This is a genomic window from Tumebacillus sp. BK434 (assembly GCF_004340785.1).
Lineage (GTDB): Bacteria > Bacillota > Bacilli > Tumebacillales > Tumebacillaceae > Tumebacillus_A.
Genome location: NZ_SLXS01000003.1, coordinates 85,990 through 104,644 on the forward strand (window position 1 = coordinate 85,990; position 18,655 = coordinate 104,644).

Genomic DNA, 18,655 nt, shown 5'->3' on the forward strand with positions numbered 1-18,655 from the left:
GAAATGTTTGGTATTGTCACCCCGCGTTGTATGCTACGCTTTAAGTACCTTTTTAGGGAGGTACAAATGACGAATGAACCATTACGTAAGTGAACACGGGACGGGCGTTCCGGTCATTTTTATACACGGATTTGCCGGCAACTCACGGACGTGGCTGCCGCAGGTGCGGATGTTTCAAAAGAAGTTTCGCGTCTTGCTGTATGATCTGCGCGGACACGGCAAGACGGGTGGTTCCAAGGTTGAATCGTATGACGCAGAGCTCTACGCGGACGACCTTGCCGCGATGATGAAATCGAAAGGCATCACGTCGGCGCACATCTGCTCGCTGTCGATGGGTGCCTTGGTGGCGCAGGCGTTTGCCGGCAAATATCCGCAGATGGTGCGGACGCTGACGCTCGCCGGGGGCTTTTACCGGCTGCCGTGGTACTTCCGCGCCGTGATCGCGCCGCTCAATCGGACGCTGACCCGCATTCTGCCGCCGAGCATGATCGTGCGGATCGGCTCGAAAGTGTTGATGCCGCGCCGCCGCGAGCAGGTCGGGCGCCAGGCGTTCATCAAAGCGTCCCGCGACTTGTGTCCAAGGGAGTTCGAGAAGATCATCTCCTTCTTGACCAGCGCTGACGGGGGCAGTTTGTGCCGCAAGCTGAAAGTGCCGACACACCTGATCTCCGGCGAGGCCGACTACTGGTTCATCAGCCAGGTCAAGAAGATGAAAGAATGGATCCACGGCGCCAAGATCCACCTGCTGAAAGGCTGTGCGCACGTGGTGACGATCGAGCGCTTTGCCGAGTTCAACACGCTGTATCTGGAGATCTTGGAGCGCTTCGAACAGCAGCACCAGCAACCGAAAGCATTGACTACGTAAGAAAAGCCATCCTGTTCCACAGCAGGATGGCTTTTTGTGTGCAGAGAGTTGCGAAATCGCTTCAGCAGGTATACCGGTGTTAGACCGGAATGATCTGCAGGTCTTTCGGATAGGAGGTGAGGATTTCCACACCGTCTTCCGTCACGATCACATCGTCCTCGATGCGCACGCCGCCCACGCCTGGGACGTAGATGCCAGGCTCGATGGTGAACGCCATGCCGGGCACCATCTCCTGTTCGTTGTTGCCGTGCATCGACGGAAACTCGTGGATCTCGATGCCGAGGCCGTGCCCGACGCGGTGCGTGAAGAATTCACCGTATCCGGCCGCTTCGATCACCTGGCGCGCCGCCTGGTCGACCTCTTTTGCCGGACGGCCCGCTTGGGTCGCGGCGATGCCGGCGAGGTTAGCTGCAAGCACCGTCTCGTAGATCTTGCGCTGCTCATCGCTCACAACACCCACGACCACCGTGCGGGTGATGTCGGAGCAGTAGCCTTCGTAGAGCGCCCCGAGGTCGAACAGCACGAAGTCGCCTTTTTGAATCGTGCGTCCGCCCGGCGACCCGTGCGGCAGAGCGCTTTTCTCACCGGCCAGCACGATCGTCGTAAACGACGGGCCCGAGGCGCCCAGCGCCATCATCGTCGATTCGACGACGGCGACCAGCTCCTGCTCCGTCTTGCCGATTGCGATCGCCGCAATGCCCGCTTCGACCGCCTTGTCGGCGATCTCCGCCGCCTTTCTCATGATCGCAGCTTCGGCGCGGTCTTTGCGCAGGCGCATGCCGAGCAGCAGGTCTTCCGCCGCTGCCGCCTTGCCGTCGCCAAACAGGGTCTGCAACTGCTCATAGCGCGCCACCGTCATATGTTGCTTCTCCACCGCCAGCGTCCCGTACGGCCCGTCGCCGAGCGTTTCGCGCAGCTTCTGCATCGGGTCGTCCGTATCGGAGACGGTCACGATGTTCGCAAAGCCCGTTTTCTGCGCTTCCTCTTTCTCCAGCTTCGGCACGAACAGCGCCTGTTCCCCTTTATCGGTCAAGCACAGCGCCATAAAGCGCTCGTGCGGATGGCAGTCAAAGCCGGTCAGATAATAGACGTTCGGCGGCGATGTCACCAACAGCACACCTACGTTCTCCACCTGCATCCATTCGCGAATCCGCGCCAATCGCGCTTCATAAATCGACATCCCGCATACCTCCCAGTTCGGTAGACTCTTCTCCTCTGAGTGTAACATACTCCCTGTCAGATCGTGGCATACTAGCGGAAACTTTTTTTGCCGCGATCGAGGAGGGAACGGGAGGATGAGACAGTATTTCGCTTTTGCGCTCTGCATGCTGCTGATGGCTGTGCTCCTGATTCCGGGCACAGGCTTTGCCGGCCCCAGGCAGTTGGAGGAGCCGCTGCTGCAATTTGCAGTGTTCTCCGACGTGCATGTGATGGCCGAATGGAGCATCGACCACTACAAAAGCACCTTCAAGTTCACGCACGCCTTGCGAGACATTGCGCCGCTGAAGCCCGATTTTCTCGTCATCAACGGCGATCTGAGCAACGGCCGGCCGAAAGACCTCGAACTGGTGCGAAAGCTCCTCAAGGCAAACGGCAACTTCAAGCTCTACCCCACCATGGGCAATCACGAATACTACTACCAATGGGAGATGCCGGACTGGAATGATGACCGGGCCAAAGCGGTGTTCCGGAAAACGTTCGGGCTCGGCAAGCTCTACTATGACCATGTTGAGCAAGGAGCGCACTTCATACACCTGTCGCCGGAGCAATACATGGCCAAGCAAAAGGAGATCGGCGAAGCGGCCTGGCTGTCCGATGAGCAGCTCCGCTGGTTTGAAAAAACGCTCCTCGGTTCCAAAGCTCCCACTTTCGTCTTCCTCCATCAGCCGCTCGACAGGACGGTGGGCAAAACGGATCGCGGCATCTCCGCCGTCCAGACCCGGCAACTGCTCGCCATCGCCCAAAAACACCCGCAGGTGGTCTGGTTCTCCGGCCACTCCCACGTTTCCATCACAGCACCCACCGAGTTTCTCCGGCAGGACAACATCACGTTCGTCGGCCTCGGCTCCGTCTACCAGCCGATCGTCGGCATGAGCGCCGACCATTTCAAAAGCGAATCCCGCTTCGTCGAACTCTACCGCGACCGCATCGTCATCCGCGACCGCTTACACCACAAAAACAGTTTTGGCGCCGCGTACACGATCCCGATCAGCGACAAAAGCCTCCTCACACCTTGAGGAGGCTATCTGCTGTTCATGCCGTTGTTAGCGAAATACCCATACGCCCTGCTCGTTCAGTTCCCGCGTGATCTTGCCTTCTGCCGTCATCCAGTCGAGCTGACCGAGCGTCTCCGACATCACAAGCGGCAGAAGATTCATCGATTTCGGGAACAGAGTCTGGCAGATCTCGATCCCGGTGCGCTTGCCCGCCTTCACCGCTTCGACCGCGCGTGCGGCCCGCTTTTCCTGTGCGGCGAAACGCTTGTCGATCAGTTCCCTGTATTCGCGGATCTCCTCAAAATGGCCTGGCAAACCGACCTTCCACTCCATGTCATACACTTTGCGCAGCGCGTCGCGGTAGATCATCAGCGTCTTCGGACGCTCCTCCCCTTCGACGGCCGGCGGCTCGATAAAAGCGTTCGACGAGATGTTCTGCAACAGATGGTCGCCAAGCACCAGCACGCCGTCTTCCTCCCGATACAAGGACAGATGGTCCTGTGAGTGGCCCGGCGTGTAGATCACGCGCCATTTTTCATGCCCCGGCAGCAGATCGCCTTCCTGCAGCACCACATCGACACCGGCGCGGCCCATGTCGTCCTGATAGCCTTTGACCTCGGCGACGATCTGGCTGCGCGGCCCGGCATCGACCAGCCCCATGCGCAGATAGATCTCGTCAAAAAACGCCGCCCGCTTCTGCAACCCTGCCTCCGTCGGCAAGATCAGGTCGTGGGTCAGCGGATGCGCATACACCTTCGCGCCACTGCGCGCGACCAGCCGCTCCAAGAGCCCGGCGTGATCGGCGTGAAAATGGGTCAGCACGATCTGCGACAAGTCTTCCACCCGTACGCCGACCTCCGCCAGTCCCAGCTCCAGCGCCCGCTCTCCCACCCGGCTCTTCGTGCCGGTATCGACGAGCGTCAAACGATCGCCGTCGCCCAGCAAGTACACATTGACATCCCCGATCGCAAACGGTGTCGGGAGGGCGATCTTATATATGTTCATGTCTTCACTTCCTTTAGCACTTTTCCATGTTGCACTTCAACGCTTTGCACTCACGAGTCAGTTTCTTCTGACAAAATCGTATCACAGTGTGATATTTATCACAATATAAATCCGCAACATCGGGTATCCTGTTCCTGTACACAACATTTGGAGAGGATGATTATTCGATGCAACAAACCCAATCCCTTTACGAAAAGCTCGGCGGCCAAGACGCGATCGCTGCCGTTGTCGATAACTTCTATGACCGCATGATGAAAGACGACACCGTCAACGACTTCTTCAAGAACACCGACATGGAGAAACAGCGCCGCCACCAAGCCCAGTTCATCTCCTTCGCGCTTGGCGGTCCGAACCAATACTCCGGCAAAAGCATGGAGAAAGCGCACGAAGGCATGAACCTGCAGATGGAGCACTTCATGGCCGTCGCCAACCATCTGTCGGCCGCCCTGCGCGACTTTAACGTCTCCGAAGAGGACATCGACGCGGTGGTCAACCACCTGCTGACGCTGAAAGATGCCGTTCTTGGGAAGTAATAACCGAAATTGGACACAGTAAAACCTAGACCCCTGTCTGCGGGTCTGGGTTTTATTTATTGGGAGGTGGAAGGAATGAGTGTCGACGTGGAAGAGTTGAACAGCATGGGTGTCAAAGAGGTTCAGGCGCTCGCCAAACGGCTGCGAATTCATCCGTCCTACAAAGTCGGCGGGCTGCGCGTCCGCAAAAACAAAGCCGAACTGCTGCGCGACATCAGACGCCAAGTGGCAGGCACGGACAACGAAGTCGCGCAGTAACCCTTCCTTTTAAAGAGGAAAGACGGCGATGTGCGATCGCCGTCTTTCCTCCCCCACTCTGCTCCTACACGTTCAAATGGACCTGATACACGCCCGCTTCCGTCTCCTCCAGCCGCCGCGTCTGAATCAGCGCCCGCTGCTCGGGCTCGGACAGGCCCGCCTGGGACAGCTCCTCGGCCGTCACCACCTTGCCTTTCGCTCCGTGCAGCCGGACCAGCGTCCGCAAGACGTGCGGCGTGATGATCTCCAGCAATTCCGCTCGTGAAAAACGCATGTGCTCCGTCCTCCTTTTCCACTATCTATCATACGTACAAACCCTCGCGGCGTAAACATGAATCACCACACCTGCACCTCGGAAAAGGAGGACGTGAATTCATGCGCAATCTGCCCGCCATGCTTCATGAAACGGTATCCTCATACCACAACCGCGACGCTTTGCTCTGGAAAGAAGACGGCATCTGGCACCGCATGACGTACAGCGTGTTTTGGCAGCGCATCCAGTCGCTCGCATACGGCCTGCAAAAGCTCGGCATCCAAGCGCAAAGCAAAGTCGCCATCCTCTCCAACAACCGCCCGGACTGGACGATCGCCGACTACGCGATCCTGACGCTTGGCGCGATCTCGGTCCCGATCTACCCGACGCTGACCGAAGCGCAGATCGGCTACATCCTCGACAACGGCGACGTCGAGATCGTCTTCGCCGAAACGCCTGAGCTCGCCGAAAAAGTCCGCTCCGCCGCCACCGACAAACTGCGCTACATCATCCTCTTCCAGCCCGGTCCGCTCGCGAACAACACCAGCGTCCTCGCCTACCGCGACGTGCTGGAGACCGGCTATCAACTGCTGGAAGCCCAGGGACAGCTGGACACGTGGCAGGAAGTCGAGGAACAGGACATCGCCACGATCTGCTACACGTCAGGCACGACCGGCAACCCCAAAGGGGTGATGCTCACCCACGGCAATCTGATCACCAACATCGTGGAGACCGGCAAATACATCCCCATCACCACCGGCGACACCAAGCTTTCGCATCTGCCCCTGTCCCACATCTTCGAACGCACCTGCGGCCAGTTCACCGCCACGCTATCCGGCGCGACCATCGCCTACGCGGAAGACATCTCCACCGTTGCCGCGAACATCGTGGAAGTCAAACCGACCCTGCTCATGTCCGTCCCGCGCTTTTACGAAAAAGTCTATGCCGGCGTGATGAAAACTGTTCAGGACTCCTCCGGCTTCAAGCGCTGGCTGTTCCGCACCGCCATCCGGTCGGGCGTCAAGCATTCGCAAAAGCCAACGCTCGGCACCCGGCTGTTTCGCCCGCTGTTCGACAAGCTCGTCTACTCGAAAGTCCGCGCGAAGATGGGCGGCAACCTGCGCCTGCTCGTCTCCGGCGGTGCTGCCCTGTCCCCGTACATCGCCGAGTTCTTCCACGCGATCGGCCTGTCCGTCTCCGAAGGCTACGGACTGACCGAAACGTCGCCCGTCATCTCGACCAACCCGCTCGACGCGATCCGCATCGGCACCGTCGGACGGCCGATCCCCGGGCTTGAGATCAAGACGGAGGAAGACGGCGAAATTCTCGTCAAAGGGCCGAGCATCATGACCGGCTACTACAAGGACCCGCAGGCGACCGCAGAAGCGTTTGACGAAGCGGGCTGGTTCCGCACCGGGGACATCGGCGCGCTCCAAGACGGCTACCTGCGCATCGTTGAGCGCAAGAAAAACATCCTCGTCCTCACCACCGGCAAAAACGTCGCCCCGTTCCCGATCGAATCGGCGCTGTCCAGAAGCCCCTACATCTCGCAGGCGATCCTGTTCGGCGACCGCCGCAAATACGTGACGGCGCTGATCGTGCCCGATTTTCCCGCCTTGAGCGAGTGGGCCGACCGGCAGAGCCTGCCGCCCGGCAGACACAAGATGCTGCAGCAGCAGGCGGTGACCGAACTGTACAGCCGCGAGATCGAGCGAACGCTGCAAGACTTCGCCCCTTTTGAGATCCCGAAAAAATTCAGCTTGCTCGCCCGCGACCTGACCCTTGAAGACGGCGAGCTGACCCCTTCCATGAAAGTCCGCACCCACGTCCTGCAGAACAACTACCGCGCCGAGATCGACTCGATGTACGAAGAGAGCGAAAACAGCGAAGAGATCGAAAAAAAGGCTGACAACCTCGCCTCCATGTAGTACACTACCTAGAACATTTGAAATTCCTGTCAGTGATTTGGAGGTATACCGATCATGCTCGGCTATTTGCGCTCGATCTTCGCTCTGCCGCCTGCCGTCCTTCTCTATCTGCTGTCCGAAATGCTGTTCGGCGTCGGAATCGGCATGGCGGTCATCTTAAACTTTCACTATCTCGAACTCGGATTCACCACCGCGACGATCGGCCTCTCGGTCGCCTGCTACACGCTGACCGTCGCTGCCGTCTCCTACCCGGCCGGGATGATCACCGACCGTTTTGGCTCCAAATTTACCATGCTGTTCGGCTCTGCGTTCGTCGTGTTCGGCTATGTGCTGATCGGCTATGTCGACACGCCGTTCGAGCTGTTTTTGGCGCAGATCGTATCCGGCTTCGGCTTCTCGTTCGTCATCGCCTGCGAGTTCCCCTACATCATGTCCTTGTGTGAGAAAAAAGAAGACGAGACGACTGCGTACAGCCTGCTCGTCTCCGCCTTCACGCTGGCGCTGGCGCTTGGCAACATCCTCGGCACCAAGCTGCCCGCCCTGCTCCCGTCAGGCACCACGATGTATCAGAGCACCGTCTTCTTGATCGCGGTCGCTTTTGCCATCATGCTCATCATGCGCTGCTTCCTGCCCGCGAAAAGCAAGCGGGTCGCCGAAGAAGAGTCGAAGCGAACGAAAAAAGTCAGCTGGAAAGTGATCCCGAGCAAGCAAGTGATGATCTATGTGCTGTTTGCCACCACCAACGGCTTCATCTTCCAATTGCTCGGACCGTTTGAAAACATCATTCTGCGCGAACGTTACGTCTTGAGCGATGACACGATCGGCTACATGCTGGCCGTCAACTCGTTCCTCCTGTTCCTCGCCTCGCTGTTCACGCCGTACCTGATGAAGACATCGTGGCGGCGCATCGGCTTGTACAGCGCCTACGCCCTGATGCTGATCTGCATGCTGCTGATGGGCTTCAACGTGATCGTCTACGCGTTCTACCTGTTCCTGCTCGGCAAAGGGTTCAGCGGCACGCTGTTCAACTCGTTTATCGACTCCTCGATGATGAAAGCGACAGCAGACGACGAGCGCGGCCTGCATTCCGGGCTGCGCAACCTGTTCCGCTCGGCGGCAGGCGCTTTGTCCTCGACGTTCGCCGGCTACCTGCTGCTCGGCGGTGACTACAACTCGATCTATTTCGTCACCTTCCTCATCCTGGTGGTGCAGGCGATGCTGTATTTCTTCCTCGTGCGCCATCAGTTGCAGAAAGACCTGAACGAAGCGTTTTAAAAAAGGAGTCAAAAAAGGAGTCCCGTCAGCGGGACTCCTTTTTGTGTGAGGCTTATTGTTCGTTGATCAGCTTTTCCAGTTCGTCCAGACGCTCGACAAACACTTTGAACGAGTCGTGGATCGGCTGCGGGGAGGACATGTCGACGCCTGCGCCTTTGAGCAGGTCGAGCGGATCTTCCGACGAGCCTTTCGTGAGGAAGTTCAGATAGCGTTCCACCGCCGGAGCGCCTTCCTCTTGGATCTGACGAGCCAGTGCGGCTGCGGCTGCGAAGCCGGTCGCGTACTTGTAGACGTAGAACGCATCGTAGAAGTGCGGGATGCGCGCCCATTCGTTTTTCAACTCGTCGTCAACCTTCAAGACCGGACCGTAGTACTTGATGTTCAGGTCGAGGTAGATTTGCGACAGCAGGTCGGCGTTGAGCGGCTGCCCTTCTTCGACGAGGCCGTGCACGATCTTCTCGAACTCGGCGAACATCGTTTGACGGAACATCGTCGAACGGTATTGGTCGAGCGAATGCGTCAGCAGGTACATGCGCTTCTTCTTGTCGGTCTCCTCGCGCAGCATCTTGGAGAGCAGCAGGTTCTCGTTCAACGTCGAAGCGACTTCGGCGACGAAGATCGTGTAGTTGCCGTAGACGAACGGCTGAGACTTCATCGTGTAGTAGGAGTGCAGGGAGTGGCCCAGTTCGTGCACGGTGGTGAACACGTCATCGAGCGTATCGGTGTAGTTCAGGAACAGATACGGATCGGACGTGTAGGTGCCCCAGGAGTAAGCGCCGGTGCGCTTGCCAACGTTCGGGAAGACGTCGACCCAGCGCTCATCAAATGCGCGCTGGACGGTGGTGACATACTCTTCGCCCAGCGGCTGCAGCGCGTCGAGGGACATCGCCTTGCCTTGTTCCCACGGGATCGTCATGTCGACCGACTCGACCATCGGCACGAAGAAGTCGTAGTAGTGGAGCTCGTCGAGGCCGAGCACCTTCTTGCGCAGTTCGAGGTAGCGGTGCAGGTGCGGCAGGTTGTCGTGGTTGGCTTGGATCAAGTTGTTGTACACGTCCACCGACACGTTGTCGCCCGACAACGCCGCTTCCAGTGTGGTGTTATAATGGCGCGTCTTCGCGTAGAAGACGTTTTTCTTGACATTGTTGTTGTAAGTCGCGCCGAGCATGTTGCGGAACTGGCCGTATGCGCCAAACAGCGACTTGAACGCACGCTCGCGCAGCACGCGGTCTTTCGATTCGAGCAGATTGCGGTAGCGGCCTTCGTTGACTTCATGCTCATTGCCTTCCGAGTCCTGCACGGACGGCATTTTCAGGTCCGCGTTGGAGAACATCGAGAAGATCGAGCCCGGCGCTTCGGCGATCTCGGCGACTTTGGCCAGCACTTCTTCCACTTCCGGAGTCAGCACGTGCTCTTTTTCGCGAAGCAGGCGAGTGAAGACCATCTTGTACAGGCGCAGGTCTTCGTTTTCTTCCATGAAGCGCTCAAGGGTGCCGTCCGGCAAGCCGAGCAGCTCCGGGTTGACGAAAGACAGCTCGCTCGACACTTCGGCGGCCAGCATCGACGCGCGATCGGAGAGCCCTTGGTAGAAGGAGTCGCCGGTGTTTTGATGGTAGCGCATGTGCGCATAGACGAAGACGTTGTCGAAGGTCAGTCCGATCTTTTCATTCAAGCGCATCCATTCGAGCAAGGTGGATGCCCCTTCGCCCAGACGGCCGCGGAAATTCGCCACTTCCGGCAGCAGTTCCTGCACTTTTTTGAAATCAGCTTCCCACGCATCGTTGGTCGCGTACATCGCTTCCAGGTTCCATTTTTCATGTTCCGCAACTTGATCGCGGGTCAACAGTTTGTTGGTCGACAAGGTATGGTTCCCCCTTTGGTTATGTAATCAGTTCGCTTCCACCACATAGCCGGAGCCTTTTTCCGGCCGCTTTTTCTCCATGATGGCAAACTCGTCGATCGTGATCAGGCCCAAGGCGTTCTTCTCGAGCAGAGCTTCTCCCGCGGCAAACGCTTTCTCCTCATCTTCGGCGAATACAATCACTTGTGAATCAGGGAATCCTTTCCCTTTGGCTTCGAGACGGTACAAGAACATCCAGACTCCCCCTTTATCTGCAATTATACCTGATTCTTTATTTTTCTGTAAAATTCTAGTTCTGGGGGCAGGTTTTATTGCGTACATCCTTGAACAAGTACCAAGATTTAAAAAATTCATTCTCATCCCCGCTAAAGGAGGATTCGCATGGAACCGCAGATTCAACGCGGCACCGCCCGCAACGCCGGTCTGTTTTTCTCCTTGCCGATTCTGGCTTGGGCCATGTACGACCTCGCCAACACGATCTTCTCGATGAACATCGTCTCCCGCTATTTCCCGCTGTTTGTAACCGAAACGCTGGGCCAGGAAGACATCATGTTCTCGGCGGCGGTGTCGATCTCGATGATCTTCATCGCGCTGCTCTCGCCTTTGTTCGGCGTGCTGATCGATGTGCGGCAAAAAAAGCGTCCCTATCTGATCACCTTTACCTTGCTGTCCATTCTGGCCACAGGTGCCATCGGAGTAGTCGGGCAGATGCTTGGCACTCATCCTTCCATCTTATATGTAGGATTGGGACTTTTTATCCTCGCGAACTTCGCGTATAACGCTTCGCTGATCTTCTACAACGCGCAGATCACCGACCTCGGCTCCCGGGCGGAGATGGGGCGCATCTCCGGCTTTGGCGTGGCGCTTGGCTATGTCGGGACGATCATCGGGCTGCTCGCGATCACCCCGTTCGTCACCGGCGGCGTGCCGGACTGGGTGTCAACGCTGCTCTATCTGGCGCCGGTCGAACCGGGGATGGAAGGCGGCGTGAACCTGAACGCCTTTGTGCCGACCGCCTTGATGTTCCTCGTGTTCTCGCTGCCCTTGTTCTTCCTCGTCAAAGACCGCCGCACTGCTGCGGTGGACGGGCAGGCGTTTCAGGGTTCAATTATCAAGGAAGGCTACAGCCGCGTCTGGCGGACGTTCAAGTCGGCGCGAGAGTACAAAGGGCTGTTCCGCTTTTTGATCGCCTACTTCTTCTTCACCGATGCGATCAACACGGTGATCGCCTTCATGTCGGTCTATGCGCAAGGCGTGATGGGCTTGTCGGCATCGCAGTTGACCCTGTTTTTGCTGGTCGCGACGGCGTTTGCGGTGGTCGGGTCGTTCATCATGGGCTTTGTGACCGACAAGATCGGCTCGAAGCGCTCGATCTACGTCGTGCTCTGGCTGTGGGTGGTGGCGCTGATCATCGCCTCGGTGGCGAACACGATGCCGCTGTTCTGGGTGACCGGCATCCTGATCGGGATCGGCATGGGTTCAACGTGGGTCTCGACGCGCACCTTGATCGTCGAGCTCTCCCCGGTCGAGAAGCGCGGCGAGTTCTTCGGCCTCTTCTCGCTCTCCGGCAAAGTCTCGGCGATCGTCGGTCCGATGGTCTGGGGCGTGATCACCTACCTGCTCCGCGACTACGGCGACCTCGGCTCCCGTATCGCGATCCTCTCCCTGCTTCTGTTCGTCCTGATCGGCATGTGGCTGATGCGCAAGGTGCCGGACGGTTCGAAGGAATTGGTCTGAACATGAACAGAATCACGGTGTGGGCAGGGTTTCGAACCCTGCTCGTTCTTTTTTCGGCATTAAAAAAGCAGGGCTTACTAGCCCTGCTCCTGTTCGCGATTGGACACCACCAGATTCATCTCTTCAAGCAATTGCATAGCACTTCTTGCATTCCGGGTCATGTACACATCGACAACGCCTGAGGAGCTGCCAACGCGCACCGTATAGTCGATCTGCTTGCGTCCGAGCAGCCAGATGGCGAGGATGCACACGGTCGCGATCACAAAGCCGGTGATGCGCAGAGATTCAGGGATTGCATAGGTGAACAGACTCTCCCGCATGGCAAGAAACGATCCCAGAAATACCAGGAGATAATAAAACAGCACGTTCTTCCGCGTGACCTGTTTCTTCAAGTCCACAGTGGTCACTTGCTCGGCAACGAACGTTTTCGTGCCAATCTTGAAGCGTTTATCTGAAAGCAAGACATCCGTTTCGCCGATCTTGTCTTCAAAATAGATTTGTTCCATCCTCGCTCCCCCCTCCCTGATACATACTGGGACAGGCACGAAAAAATGCCAACCTTCACCCCGCAGGAAACTCCAAGAGTCCGGGAGTTAGAAAGCAAGAACTTAAAAACCTCAATCCTACACAAGGACTGAGGTTGGGATTCTCACTACATCCACGAGATCTTTCGCTCGGAGCCGTTCACAATCCGCTCAATGTTGGCGCGGTGCATCCAGAGGATGAAGACGACGAGGGCGAAGGTGACGATGGAGAGGATCTTGTCACCGTAGAAGATCGCATAAGTATGGGCGAAGATCACGGCCAGGATCGAGGCCAGCGAGACGTACTTGGACAGATACAAGCTTCCAAAGAAGCCGACCGCCGCCACAGCGAAGCACAGCGGGCTGACCAGCAGCAGGACGCCTGCCGACGTCGCCACCGCTTTGCCGCCGCGGAAGCCGGCAAAGATCGGGAAGCAGTGCCCGACCACGGCGGGAAGACCTGCGATCATCGGGTGCAGATCGACGTTCATCGTATACGGCAACGCCGCAGCGGCCGTCCCTTTCAACACGTCGATCACCGTCACGATCAGCCCTGCCGTGAAGCCGAGCGACCGGAAGGTGTTCGTGCCGCCCAGATTGCCGCTGCCTACGGTGCGGATGTCGACGCCGTAGCCCAGCTTGCCGACGATCAAGGCGGTTGGGATCGAACCGAGAAGATAGCTGATGATCAGTAACCATAACACTGTCATGAAAACGTGTGCCTCCTTCATCTCATCAAGGCATGTCCATTTTTGGAACTCTTACCGCTTATTGTAGCACAAAACCGGCCGGGAACTCATCCGGCCGGTCAAGTCGCTGGCTTCCTCAACAGATGCCTCATATTCGATCAGATGCGCACCGCCGTCTGGTATACGCCCGACCAGTACGGATTGTCGAGCGCTGCCACCATGATCCCGCGGTCCGCATCCGCATGGATGAACTGCCCGTTGCCGATGTAAATTCCCGCATGCGACGTCGCCACACCGCCGCAGGAGAAGAAAATCAGGTCGCCCGGCTGCAAATTCGCCTGCGAGACCTGCACCCCCGCGCCCAGCTGCGCATACGTTGTACGGGGCAGCTCGACGCCCAACTGCTGATAAACGAATTGGATAAAGCCGGAACAATCAAATCCACCAGGCGTCGTGCCCCCGTATCGATACGGCACGCCCTGGTACTGCATCGCCACTGCCACCGCCTTGCCGCCCTGCGGCGCGACCGCTCCCGAACCGGGCTGCAGCGTCGGCGCCGGACTGCTCACCGGCTGACTGCCCTGCGGAGCTTGCGGCTGCACCTCCTGCGCAGGCGCTGGCCGCTCCGCGACCGCTTCCTGCATGTTCGGCGGCACCAAAGGCGGCAACTTCACCCCGCTGCGGCTCGCCAGCTTCGGCAGCTGCGCGTCGGCGAGCACCGCTTCCTCAGCTTCCTCCTGCTCCCCGATCTCGTGAACATCCAGCTCGGCCAGCACCAACCGGCTGGCAATCCCTTCTGACACGTCCGCCTCCGGAGCGGGCACAAACGGCTGCCACGCCAGGGCCGCCCGCTCTTGCCAAAGCTCTTCAATCTTTGCCGTCGCCGCCGGATACGGCGGGACCTCTTGCAGAGCCAGCAACGGCATCGCCAGCCCGGTCCTGTGCTGCACCGTGGCATCTGCGCGCTTCAGCCCGACGCTGGCCGCGACGGCGTGCTGCTCAAGCAGCATGGACGAGAAGAGACCGATGACCAGACCTTTTTTCCAATTCTCCATTCTCGACCTCCCCGAAACCTAAAATGGAACTACCAGAGCATTCGTAACAAGATATTCAGCCTCTGCGGGCGGACTAGCCTGCAAATTTGCGAATCACAAAAAAACGGCCTGGCTGCACCTGCAGCCAAGCCGTCCGTTACTTGGTGACCATACTCTTCTTAAACGCGCAGGAAACGTCGCCGTCATACCCTTGCTTCACAAAAAACAGGTGTGCATCCTGACGATGCTTCCGGCTGTTCAGCATGATCTTCGTCGCCCGCTGCTCACGCGCCAGGTTGTCGACCTCTGCCATCAGGCGTCGGCCGATGCCGTTCCCCCGCTGCTCCGGGTCGACGATCAGATTCTCCACCACGGCGTACGGAAGCGTGCCAAACATCGGGTCCGGGCAAAAGTTGACAAACACGCTGCCATCCACCATACCGTCCGTCTCATGCACGAGGAGAAAATGGTGCGGGTCTTCAGAAATCGCTTCGATGCGGGACGCGATCACGCGAACCGGTTCCTCCGGGCACAGGTGTTCATACAGTCGCTGGATAGCCGCTCTGTCCTCGGCGGTGGCTCCTCGAATCAAACCTGAGCGCCCCTAAACGATCTCGACAACTTCGAATTCGATCTGGCCGCCCGGCGTGTTGACCGTGATCTTGTCGCCGACAGTGCGCCCGATCACCGCCGACCCGATCGGAGATTCGTTGGAAATCTTGCCGTCAAACGGATCAGATTCGGTGGAACCAACAATCGTATAGGTTTCAAAATCGCCGTCCGGCAATTCTTTCAGCTTGACAGTCGAACCGATCGCAACCATCGACTTGTCATCGCCACCCGGCTCGATGATCCGCACGTTGCGCATCATTTTCTCCAGCTGCACGATGCGCGATTCGACGAACGCCTGCTCATCTTTAGCTGCATCATATTCTGCGTTTTCACTCAAGTCACCATAAGAAACTGCGATCTTGATCCGTTCCGCAACTTCTTTGCGCTTGCTGCTTTTCAGAAAATCCAGTTCTTCCTCTAATTTCATGAGCCCTTCGCGGGTCAGAAATACCTCTTTGTCGCTCATTTCGTTCCTCCTCTGGAAATTGTTACTCCCAATAGAGTGTTACAGGAGACGATTCCTAATACACGTACTCCATTATATCTTGCAAGAAGCCGCTAGACAAACATTGTTTCATTCTCCACTTCTTGGCGCAGCAGCTTGATCATCCGGTACGTTCCGGGCGCAGCTGCATAGCCGAGCTTGCGGTTGACGGCGAGCATCGGATGGTTCTCTGCGTCGTTGTCGGTGAGCAGATAGGTCACTCCGCCCCGCTTCGCCTCCGCCAGCAAGAGCACTTTCAGCGCCAGAGCGATCCCCCGGCCGCGATACGCCGGGTCGACGCCCGTGTATTCGTTATACAGCCCGCCATCTTCCAACGGCAGCTGCTGCGTCAGCCCGACCGGACGGCCGCCGTCCAGCGCGAGGAACAGATACTGCGGCGGACAAGCCCGCACCGCTTCCTGCCACTCGTCGAACGTCGGCGGGGTCAGCATCGCCGGGTTGTCGCGGCAGGTCAAAGCAAACAGCTCGTACAAGGCCGCTTGGGACACCGTTTCCCAGACGGCCGCACCCGTCACGAAGCGGATACCGCCTGTGAGAGCCCGCTCCACGCTCTCGGCAAAAGGCACTTCCGCACCGGCCGCCAACTCCAGCCGCGACTGGAACAGATGGCGGTCGACCGCAAAGCCGTGCTGTTGCGCGAACGAGACCGCAGCGCGGTCGGTCTCTGCAATTTCCGCATACAAAACGTGTGCTGCGAGCCCCTCGCTCCAGTCGGCCAGATGTTCCCACAGCTTCGTTCCGATCCCTTGGCCGCGCAGATTCGGGTCGACCACCAGATGGCTGCCCAGCGTCCCCGGCACCGCCCACGGCGCACGCCATGACGCCACATAGCCGACCACTCGGTCTGCAAGGTCTACCGCCACTATGCGCGTGCGGTAAAAGCCGCAGATCCGTCCGTGTTCATCCACCTTCGGCAAGTCCGCTTTCGGGGTCTGCCGGTCCCCTTGAGCCAAATCGTCGGCAGTCGTTTGCATCAGGCGGGCCACCGCCTCGTAATCATCAGGCACACGCATCGGGCGCAACGTCACATCGATCAATGAATTCATCCTCTCACTTTCTACCTGTTCTGGCTAAGTAGGATCATTTTACCAGTTCCGCCCAAATTCATCTAGACCTGTGTCCTGTGCGTCTGTCCCTGCATACTGTGTGGATAACACGACAACGGGAGGTTGTGTCCGCATGTTTACCCTTCGTAAAGTATACGAACCGTATGTGTCGCCATTTGATCCCTGCCCGCCGATCACGCCCAAGACCTACCAGACCCCTCCTCAGCTCTATGTGCCTGTGCAGCCGCCCAATCTCCCGCAATTCGACCCTTACACAGCGCTGATGAAAGGAACGCTCTGGCCGATGTACTACGACCCGTATCACGGGCGCGTAGAAGGAAAGAAGGTGGAGAAGCGATGACACATCACCAACATCAGATGCCGGAGGAGTACTACAAGCTCCTGCTGGATCTGCAGGCGGTCGACTTCGTGCTGGTAGAACTCAACCTGTACCTCGACACGCATCCCACCGATCGGAAGGCGATCGAACAATATAACTTGTATGCCCACAAGAAGCAGCAGCTCAAACAGCAGTTCGATGCAAATTTTGGCCCGCTGCAGGGTTTTGGCAACTCCTACTCCAAAGATCCGTTCGAGTGGGGAAAGGCACCCTGGCCGTGGCAAGTGTAGGGAGGGAACGACCACGTGTGGATTTATGAGAAGAAACTGCAATACCCGGTCCACGTGTCGAAATGCGACCCGCGCATGGCGAAACTGCTGTTGGAGCAATACGGCGGCGCAGACGGCGAGCTCGCCGCGGCGCTGCGCTATCTGAACCAGCGCTATACCGTGCCGGACAGAGTCATCGGTGTCTTAAACGACATCGGCACCGAGGAATTCGCCCATCTGGAAATGATCGCCACGATGGTCTATAAACTGATGAAAGACGCCACCCCGGAACAGATCAAAGAGGCCGGACTCGATCCCCATTACGCCGATCATGACCGCGCTCTCTTCTATGTCAATGCGGCCGGTGTCCCCTTCTCCGTGCGTCATATCACGGCCAAAGGCGATCCGATCGCCGACCTGTATGAAGACATTGCAGCAGAAGAAAAAGCGCGCGCGACCTACCAATGGCTGATCGACCTGACCGACGATCCTGATCTCAAAGACGGGCTCGCCTACCTCCGCGAACGCGAAGTGATCCATTCGCTGCGCTTCCGCGAAGCGGTCGAGATCCTCAAGGAAGAGCGCGACCGCAAAAAAGTCTTCTGATCACATAAAAAGCCCTTGCGACTAGGCAAGGGCTTTTTTGCGGTTCAAGACCAGCAACAGCACAGCTCCGGCGATAAACAGCACGTCTTTGCCGACATCCCAGATGCCGACCGCCGCCGCTTCCTCCGGTCCGAAGCAGCCGCACCCGTAAGGCAGCACTTCACCGTAGTTGAAAATGAGTCCGATCATGAACGCCAGCGACAGCGCGATCACGCCCCAGGCGGCATAGTTCACCGCCGGGCGGATCAAGAGGCCAACGCCTACGAAAAACTCGGCGATCGGCAGCAGGATCGCCAGCGGCTTGATCAGCGCAGCGGGCAGCAGCTTGTACGAGCGCAAGATCTCGCCAAAGGTGAAGATGTCCATGAACTTCGACACCGCCGACCAGAGGAAGATCGCAGCGAGCACGAGCTGCAGGGCAAGAATCACCCACTTGACGGTCTTACTTCTTGAGGAATTCTTCGAAGGTTGCTTTCGGTTGTTCGCCGACAACTCGTCCAACCTCCTTGCCGTCCTGGAAGTGGATCAACGTCGGGGTGCCTTGGACGGAGTATTTGCTCCAGACTTCGCTCTTGTTGTAAATGTTGACCGGGAACAGGGGCTTCTTCAGCTCTTTGGCCAGCGGCATCAGCATCGGAGACACCACTTTGCAGTGTTCGCAGCTCGGCTGGTAGAAGTAGGCGAAGAAGTCTTCCTTGTTCGCGATCTTTTTCTCCATCTCGCCGGTCACGATCTCATTTTGGTACAGCGATTCCTGCTGCTGACGGTTCTCGTCGTACATGTTGGACAGCACGACAGCGCCGATCAGCACGATGATCACGGCGACGACCGCGCCGAAGATGATCGGCATGCGCTTTTTCTTTTTCAACTCGCGCTCGCGGCGCAACGCTTTCAAATCGCGTTTTTGTTGATTGCGATCTTTTTTGCTCATGGGATCAAGAACCTCCTCTATTTTAAAAAGGACACTCATATACTTCGATGAACTCGATCCTTCGTCCTGCTTGCAGTTTCTATTTGTGATTCATTTCACAAAGTGTTCATTCCGCACTCTCCAGAGGCGTTGTTTGCCCCCAGCGGCTGGCGTAAGCTAAAGGCAGAT

23 protein-coding genes are annotated in these 18,655 nt (G+C 57.8%); 10 read left to right on the forward strand and 13 right to left on the reverse strand.

What is annotated here, in order from left to right; translation table 11 throughout:
• Positions 1-73 precede the first annotated feature (73 nt).
• Complete coding sequence (locus tag EV586_RS08610; protein WP_132944695.1) at positions 74-865, forward strand: alpha/beta fold hydrolase; 792 nt, start codon at positions 74-76, stop codon at positions 863-865.
• A 79-nt stretch (positions 866-944) separates the two neighbouring features.
• Here EV586_RS08610 and EV586_RS08615 read toward each other — a convergent pair whose 3' ends face one another.
• Positions 945-2,045, reverse strand: coding sequence for a M24 family metallopeptidase (locus EV586_RS08615; protein ID WP_132944696.1), 1,101 nt, complete (start codon positions 2,043-2,045; stop codon positions 945-947).
• A 115-nt stretch (positions 2,046-2,160) separates the two neighbouring features.
• Between EV586_RS08615 and EV586_RS08620 the strand changes: the two genes are divergently transcribed.
• Positions 2,161-3,102 (forward strand): metallophosphoesterase family protein, encoded by a 942-nt coding sequence (locus EV586_RS08620; RefSeq protein ID WP_132944697.1) that lies wholly within the window; start codon positions 2,161-2,163, stop codon positions 3,100-3,102.
• 27 nt (positions 3,103-3,129) lie between these two features.
• On the opposite strand, the gene EV586_RS08625 is transcribed toward EV586_RS08620, so the two are convergent.
• Positions 3,130-4,086, reverse strand: a complete 957-nt coding sequence (locus EV586_RS08625) for an MBL fold metallo-hydrolase (RefSeq protein WP_132944698.1) — start codon at positions 4,084-4,086, stop codon at positions 3,130-3,132.
• Positions 4,087-4,253: 167 nt separating this feature from the next.
• On the opposite strand from EV586_RS08625, the gene EV586_RS08630 reads away from it, so the two are divergent.
• Entirely contained in the window at positions 4,254-4,619 is a 366-nt protein-coding gene (locus tag EV586_RS08630) for a group I truncated hemoglobin (RefSeq protein ID WP_132944699.1), read from the forward strand.
• A gap of 75 nt (positions 4,620-4,694) precedes the next feature.
• Positions 4,695-4,877 (forward strand): hypothetical protein, encoded by a 183-nt coding sequence (locus tag EV586_RS08635; protein WP_132944700.1) that lies wholly within the window; start codon positions 4,695-4,697, stop codon positions 4,875-4,877.
• A gap of 64 nt (positions 4,878-4,941) precedes the next feature.
• Here the strand turns inward: EV586_RS08635 and EV586_RS08640 are convergent, their stop codons facing one another.
• A complete protein-coding gene (locus EV586_RS08640) occupies positions 4,942-5,151 on the reverse strand; it encodes a hypothetical protein (RefSeq protein WP_132944701.1) in 210 nt (69 codons plus the stop codon).
• Between the two features lie 101 nt (positions 5,152-5,252).
• Between EV586_RS08640 and EV586_RS08645 the strand changes: the two genes are divergently transcribed.
• On the forward strand, positions 5,253-7,058 hold the full coding sequence (locus EV586_RS08645; RefSeq protein WP_132944702.1) for an AMP-dependent synthetase/ligase: 1,806 nt from the start codon (positions 5,253-5,255) through the stop codon (positions 7,056-7,058).
• A gap of 54 nt (positions 7,059-7,112) precedes the next feature.
• Entirely contained in the window at positions 7,113-8,333 is a 1,221-nt protein-coding gene (locus tag EV586_RS08650; RefSeq protein WP_132944703.1) for an MFS transporter, read from the forward strand.
• Positions 8,334-8,385: 52 nt separating this feature from the next.
• Here the strand turns inward: EV586_RS08650 and pepF are convergent, their stop codons facing one another.
• The gene (pepF, locus tag EV586_RS08655; RefSeq protein WP_207893876.1) at positions 8,386-10,194 is read right to left on the reverse strand and encodes an oligoendopeptidase F; all 1,809 of its coding nucleotides are present in this window, start codon (positions 10,192-10,194) and stop codon (positions 8,386-8,388) included.
• 27 nt (positions 10,195-10,221) lie between these two features.
• Positions 10,222-10,428: a DUF3906 family protein gene (locus tag EV586_RS08660; RefSeq protein WP_132944704.1), complete on the reverse strand. Its 207-nt coding sequence runs from the start codon at positions 10,426-10,428 to the stop codon at positions 10,222-10,224.
• Positions 10,429-10,575: 147 nt separating this feature from the next.
• Between EV586_RS08660 and EV586_RS08665 the strand changes: the two genes are divergently transcribed.
• The gene (locus EV586_RS08665; RefSeq protein WP_132944705.1) at positions 10,576-11,931 is read left to right on the forward strand and encodes an MFS transporter; all 1,356 of its coding nucleotides are present in this window, start codon (positions 10,576-10,578) and stop codon (positions 11,929-11,931) included.
• A 77-nt stretch (positions 11,932-12,008) separates the two neighbouring features.
• On the opposite strand, the gene EV586_RS08670 is transcribed toward EV586_RS08665, so the two are convergent.
• From EV586_RS08670 to EV586_RS08695, 6 genes are all read right to left on the reverse strand, one after another.
• Positions 12,009-12,437 (reverse strand): DUF6232 family protein, encoded by a 429-nt coding sequence (locus EV586_RS08670; RefSeq protein WP_132944706.1) that lies wholly within the window; start codon positions 12,435-12,437, stop codon positions 12,009-12,011.
• Positions 12,438-12,583: 146 nt separating this feature from the next.
• Positions 12,584-13,165, reverse strand: coding sequence for a glycerol-3-phosphate 1-O-acyltransferase PlsY (gene plsY, locus EV586_RS08675; protein WP_132944707.1), 582 nt, complete (start codon positions 13,163-13,165; stop codon positions 12,584-12,586).
• Between the two features lie 137 nt (positions 13,166-13,302).
• Positions 13,303-14,199 (reverse strand): C40 family peptidase, encoded by an 897-nt coding sequence (locus tag EV586_RS21305; RefSeq protein WP_207893877.1) that lies wholly within the window; start codon positions 14,197-14,199, stop codon positions 13,303-13,305.
• A gap of 136 nt (positions 14,200-14,335) precedes the next feature.
• A complete protein-coding gene (locus EV586_RS08685; RefSeq protein WP_132944708.1) occupies positions 14,336-14,770 on the reverse strand; it encodes a GNAT family N-acetyltransferase in 435 nt (144 codons plus the stop codon).
• 12 nt (positions 14,771-14,782) lie between these two features.
• On the reverse strand, positions 14,783-15,256 hold the full coding sequence (gene greA, locus EV586_RS08690) for a transcription elongation factor GreA (protein WP_087457229.1): 474 nt from the start codon (positions 15,254-15,256) through the stop codon (positions 14,783-14,785).
• 92 nt (positions 15,257-15,348) lie between these two features.
• Positions 15,349-16,341, reverse strand: a complete 993-nt coding sequence (locus EV586_RS08695; protein WP_132944709.1) for a GNAT family N-acetyltransferase — start codon at positions 16,339-16,341, stop codon at positions 15,349-15,351.
• 133 nt (positions 16,342-16,474) lie between these two features.
• Between EV586_RS08695 and EV586_RS08700 the strand changes: the two genes are divergently transcribed.
• Genes EV586_RS08700 through EV586_RS08710 form a run of 3 tightly spaced genes read left to right on the forward strand, consistent with a single transcriptional unit; the run spans position 16,475 to position 17,556 of the window.
• Positions 16,475-16,702, forward strand: coding sequence for a spore coat associated protein CotJA (locus EV586_RS08700; RefSeq protein ID WP_132944710.1), 228 nt, complete (start codon positions 16,475-16,477; stop codon positions 16,700-16,702).
• Positions 16,699-16,971: a spore coat protein CotJB gene (locus EV586_RS08705; protein WP_132944711.1), complete on the forward strand. Its 273-nt coding sequence runs from the start codon at positions 16,699-16,701 to the stop codon at positions 16,969-16,971. The genes EV586_RS08700 and EV586_RS08705 overlap by 4 nt, the downstream gene beginning before the upstream one ends.
• A gap of 15 nt (positions 16,972-16,986) precedes the next feature.
• Entirely contained in the window at positions 16,987-17,556 is a 570-nt protein-coding gene (locus EV586_RS08710) for a manganese catalase family protein (RefSeq protein WP_132944712.1), read from the forward strand.
• A 21-nt stretch (positions 17,557-17,577) separates the two neighbouring features.
• On the opposite strand, the gene EV586_RS08715 is transcribed toward EV586_RS08710, so the two are convergent.
• On the reverse strand, positions 17,578-18,048 hold the full coding sequence (locus tag EV586_RS08715; protein WP_165898446.1) for a MauE/DoxX family redox-associated membrane protein: 471 nt from the start codon (positions 18,046-18,048) through the stop codon (positions 17,578-17,580).
• Complete coding sequence (locus EV586_RS08720) at positions 17,999-18,487, reverse strand: thioredoxin family protein (protein WP_165898448.1); 489 nt, start codon at positions 18,485-18,487, stop codon at positions 17,999-18,001. The genes EV586_RS08715 and EV586_RS08720 overlap by 50 nt, the downstream gene beginning before the upstream one ends.
• Positions 18,488-18,655: the final 168 nt, after the last annotated feature.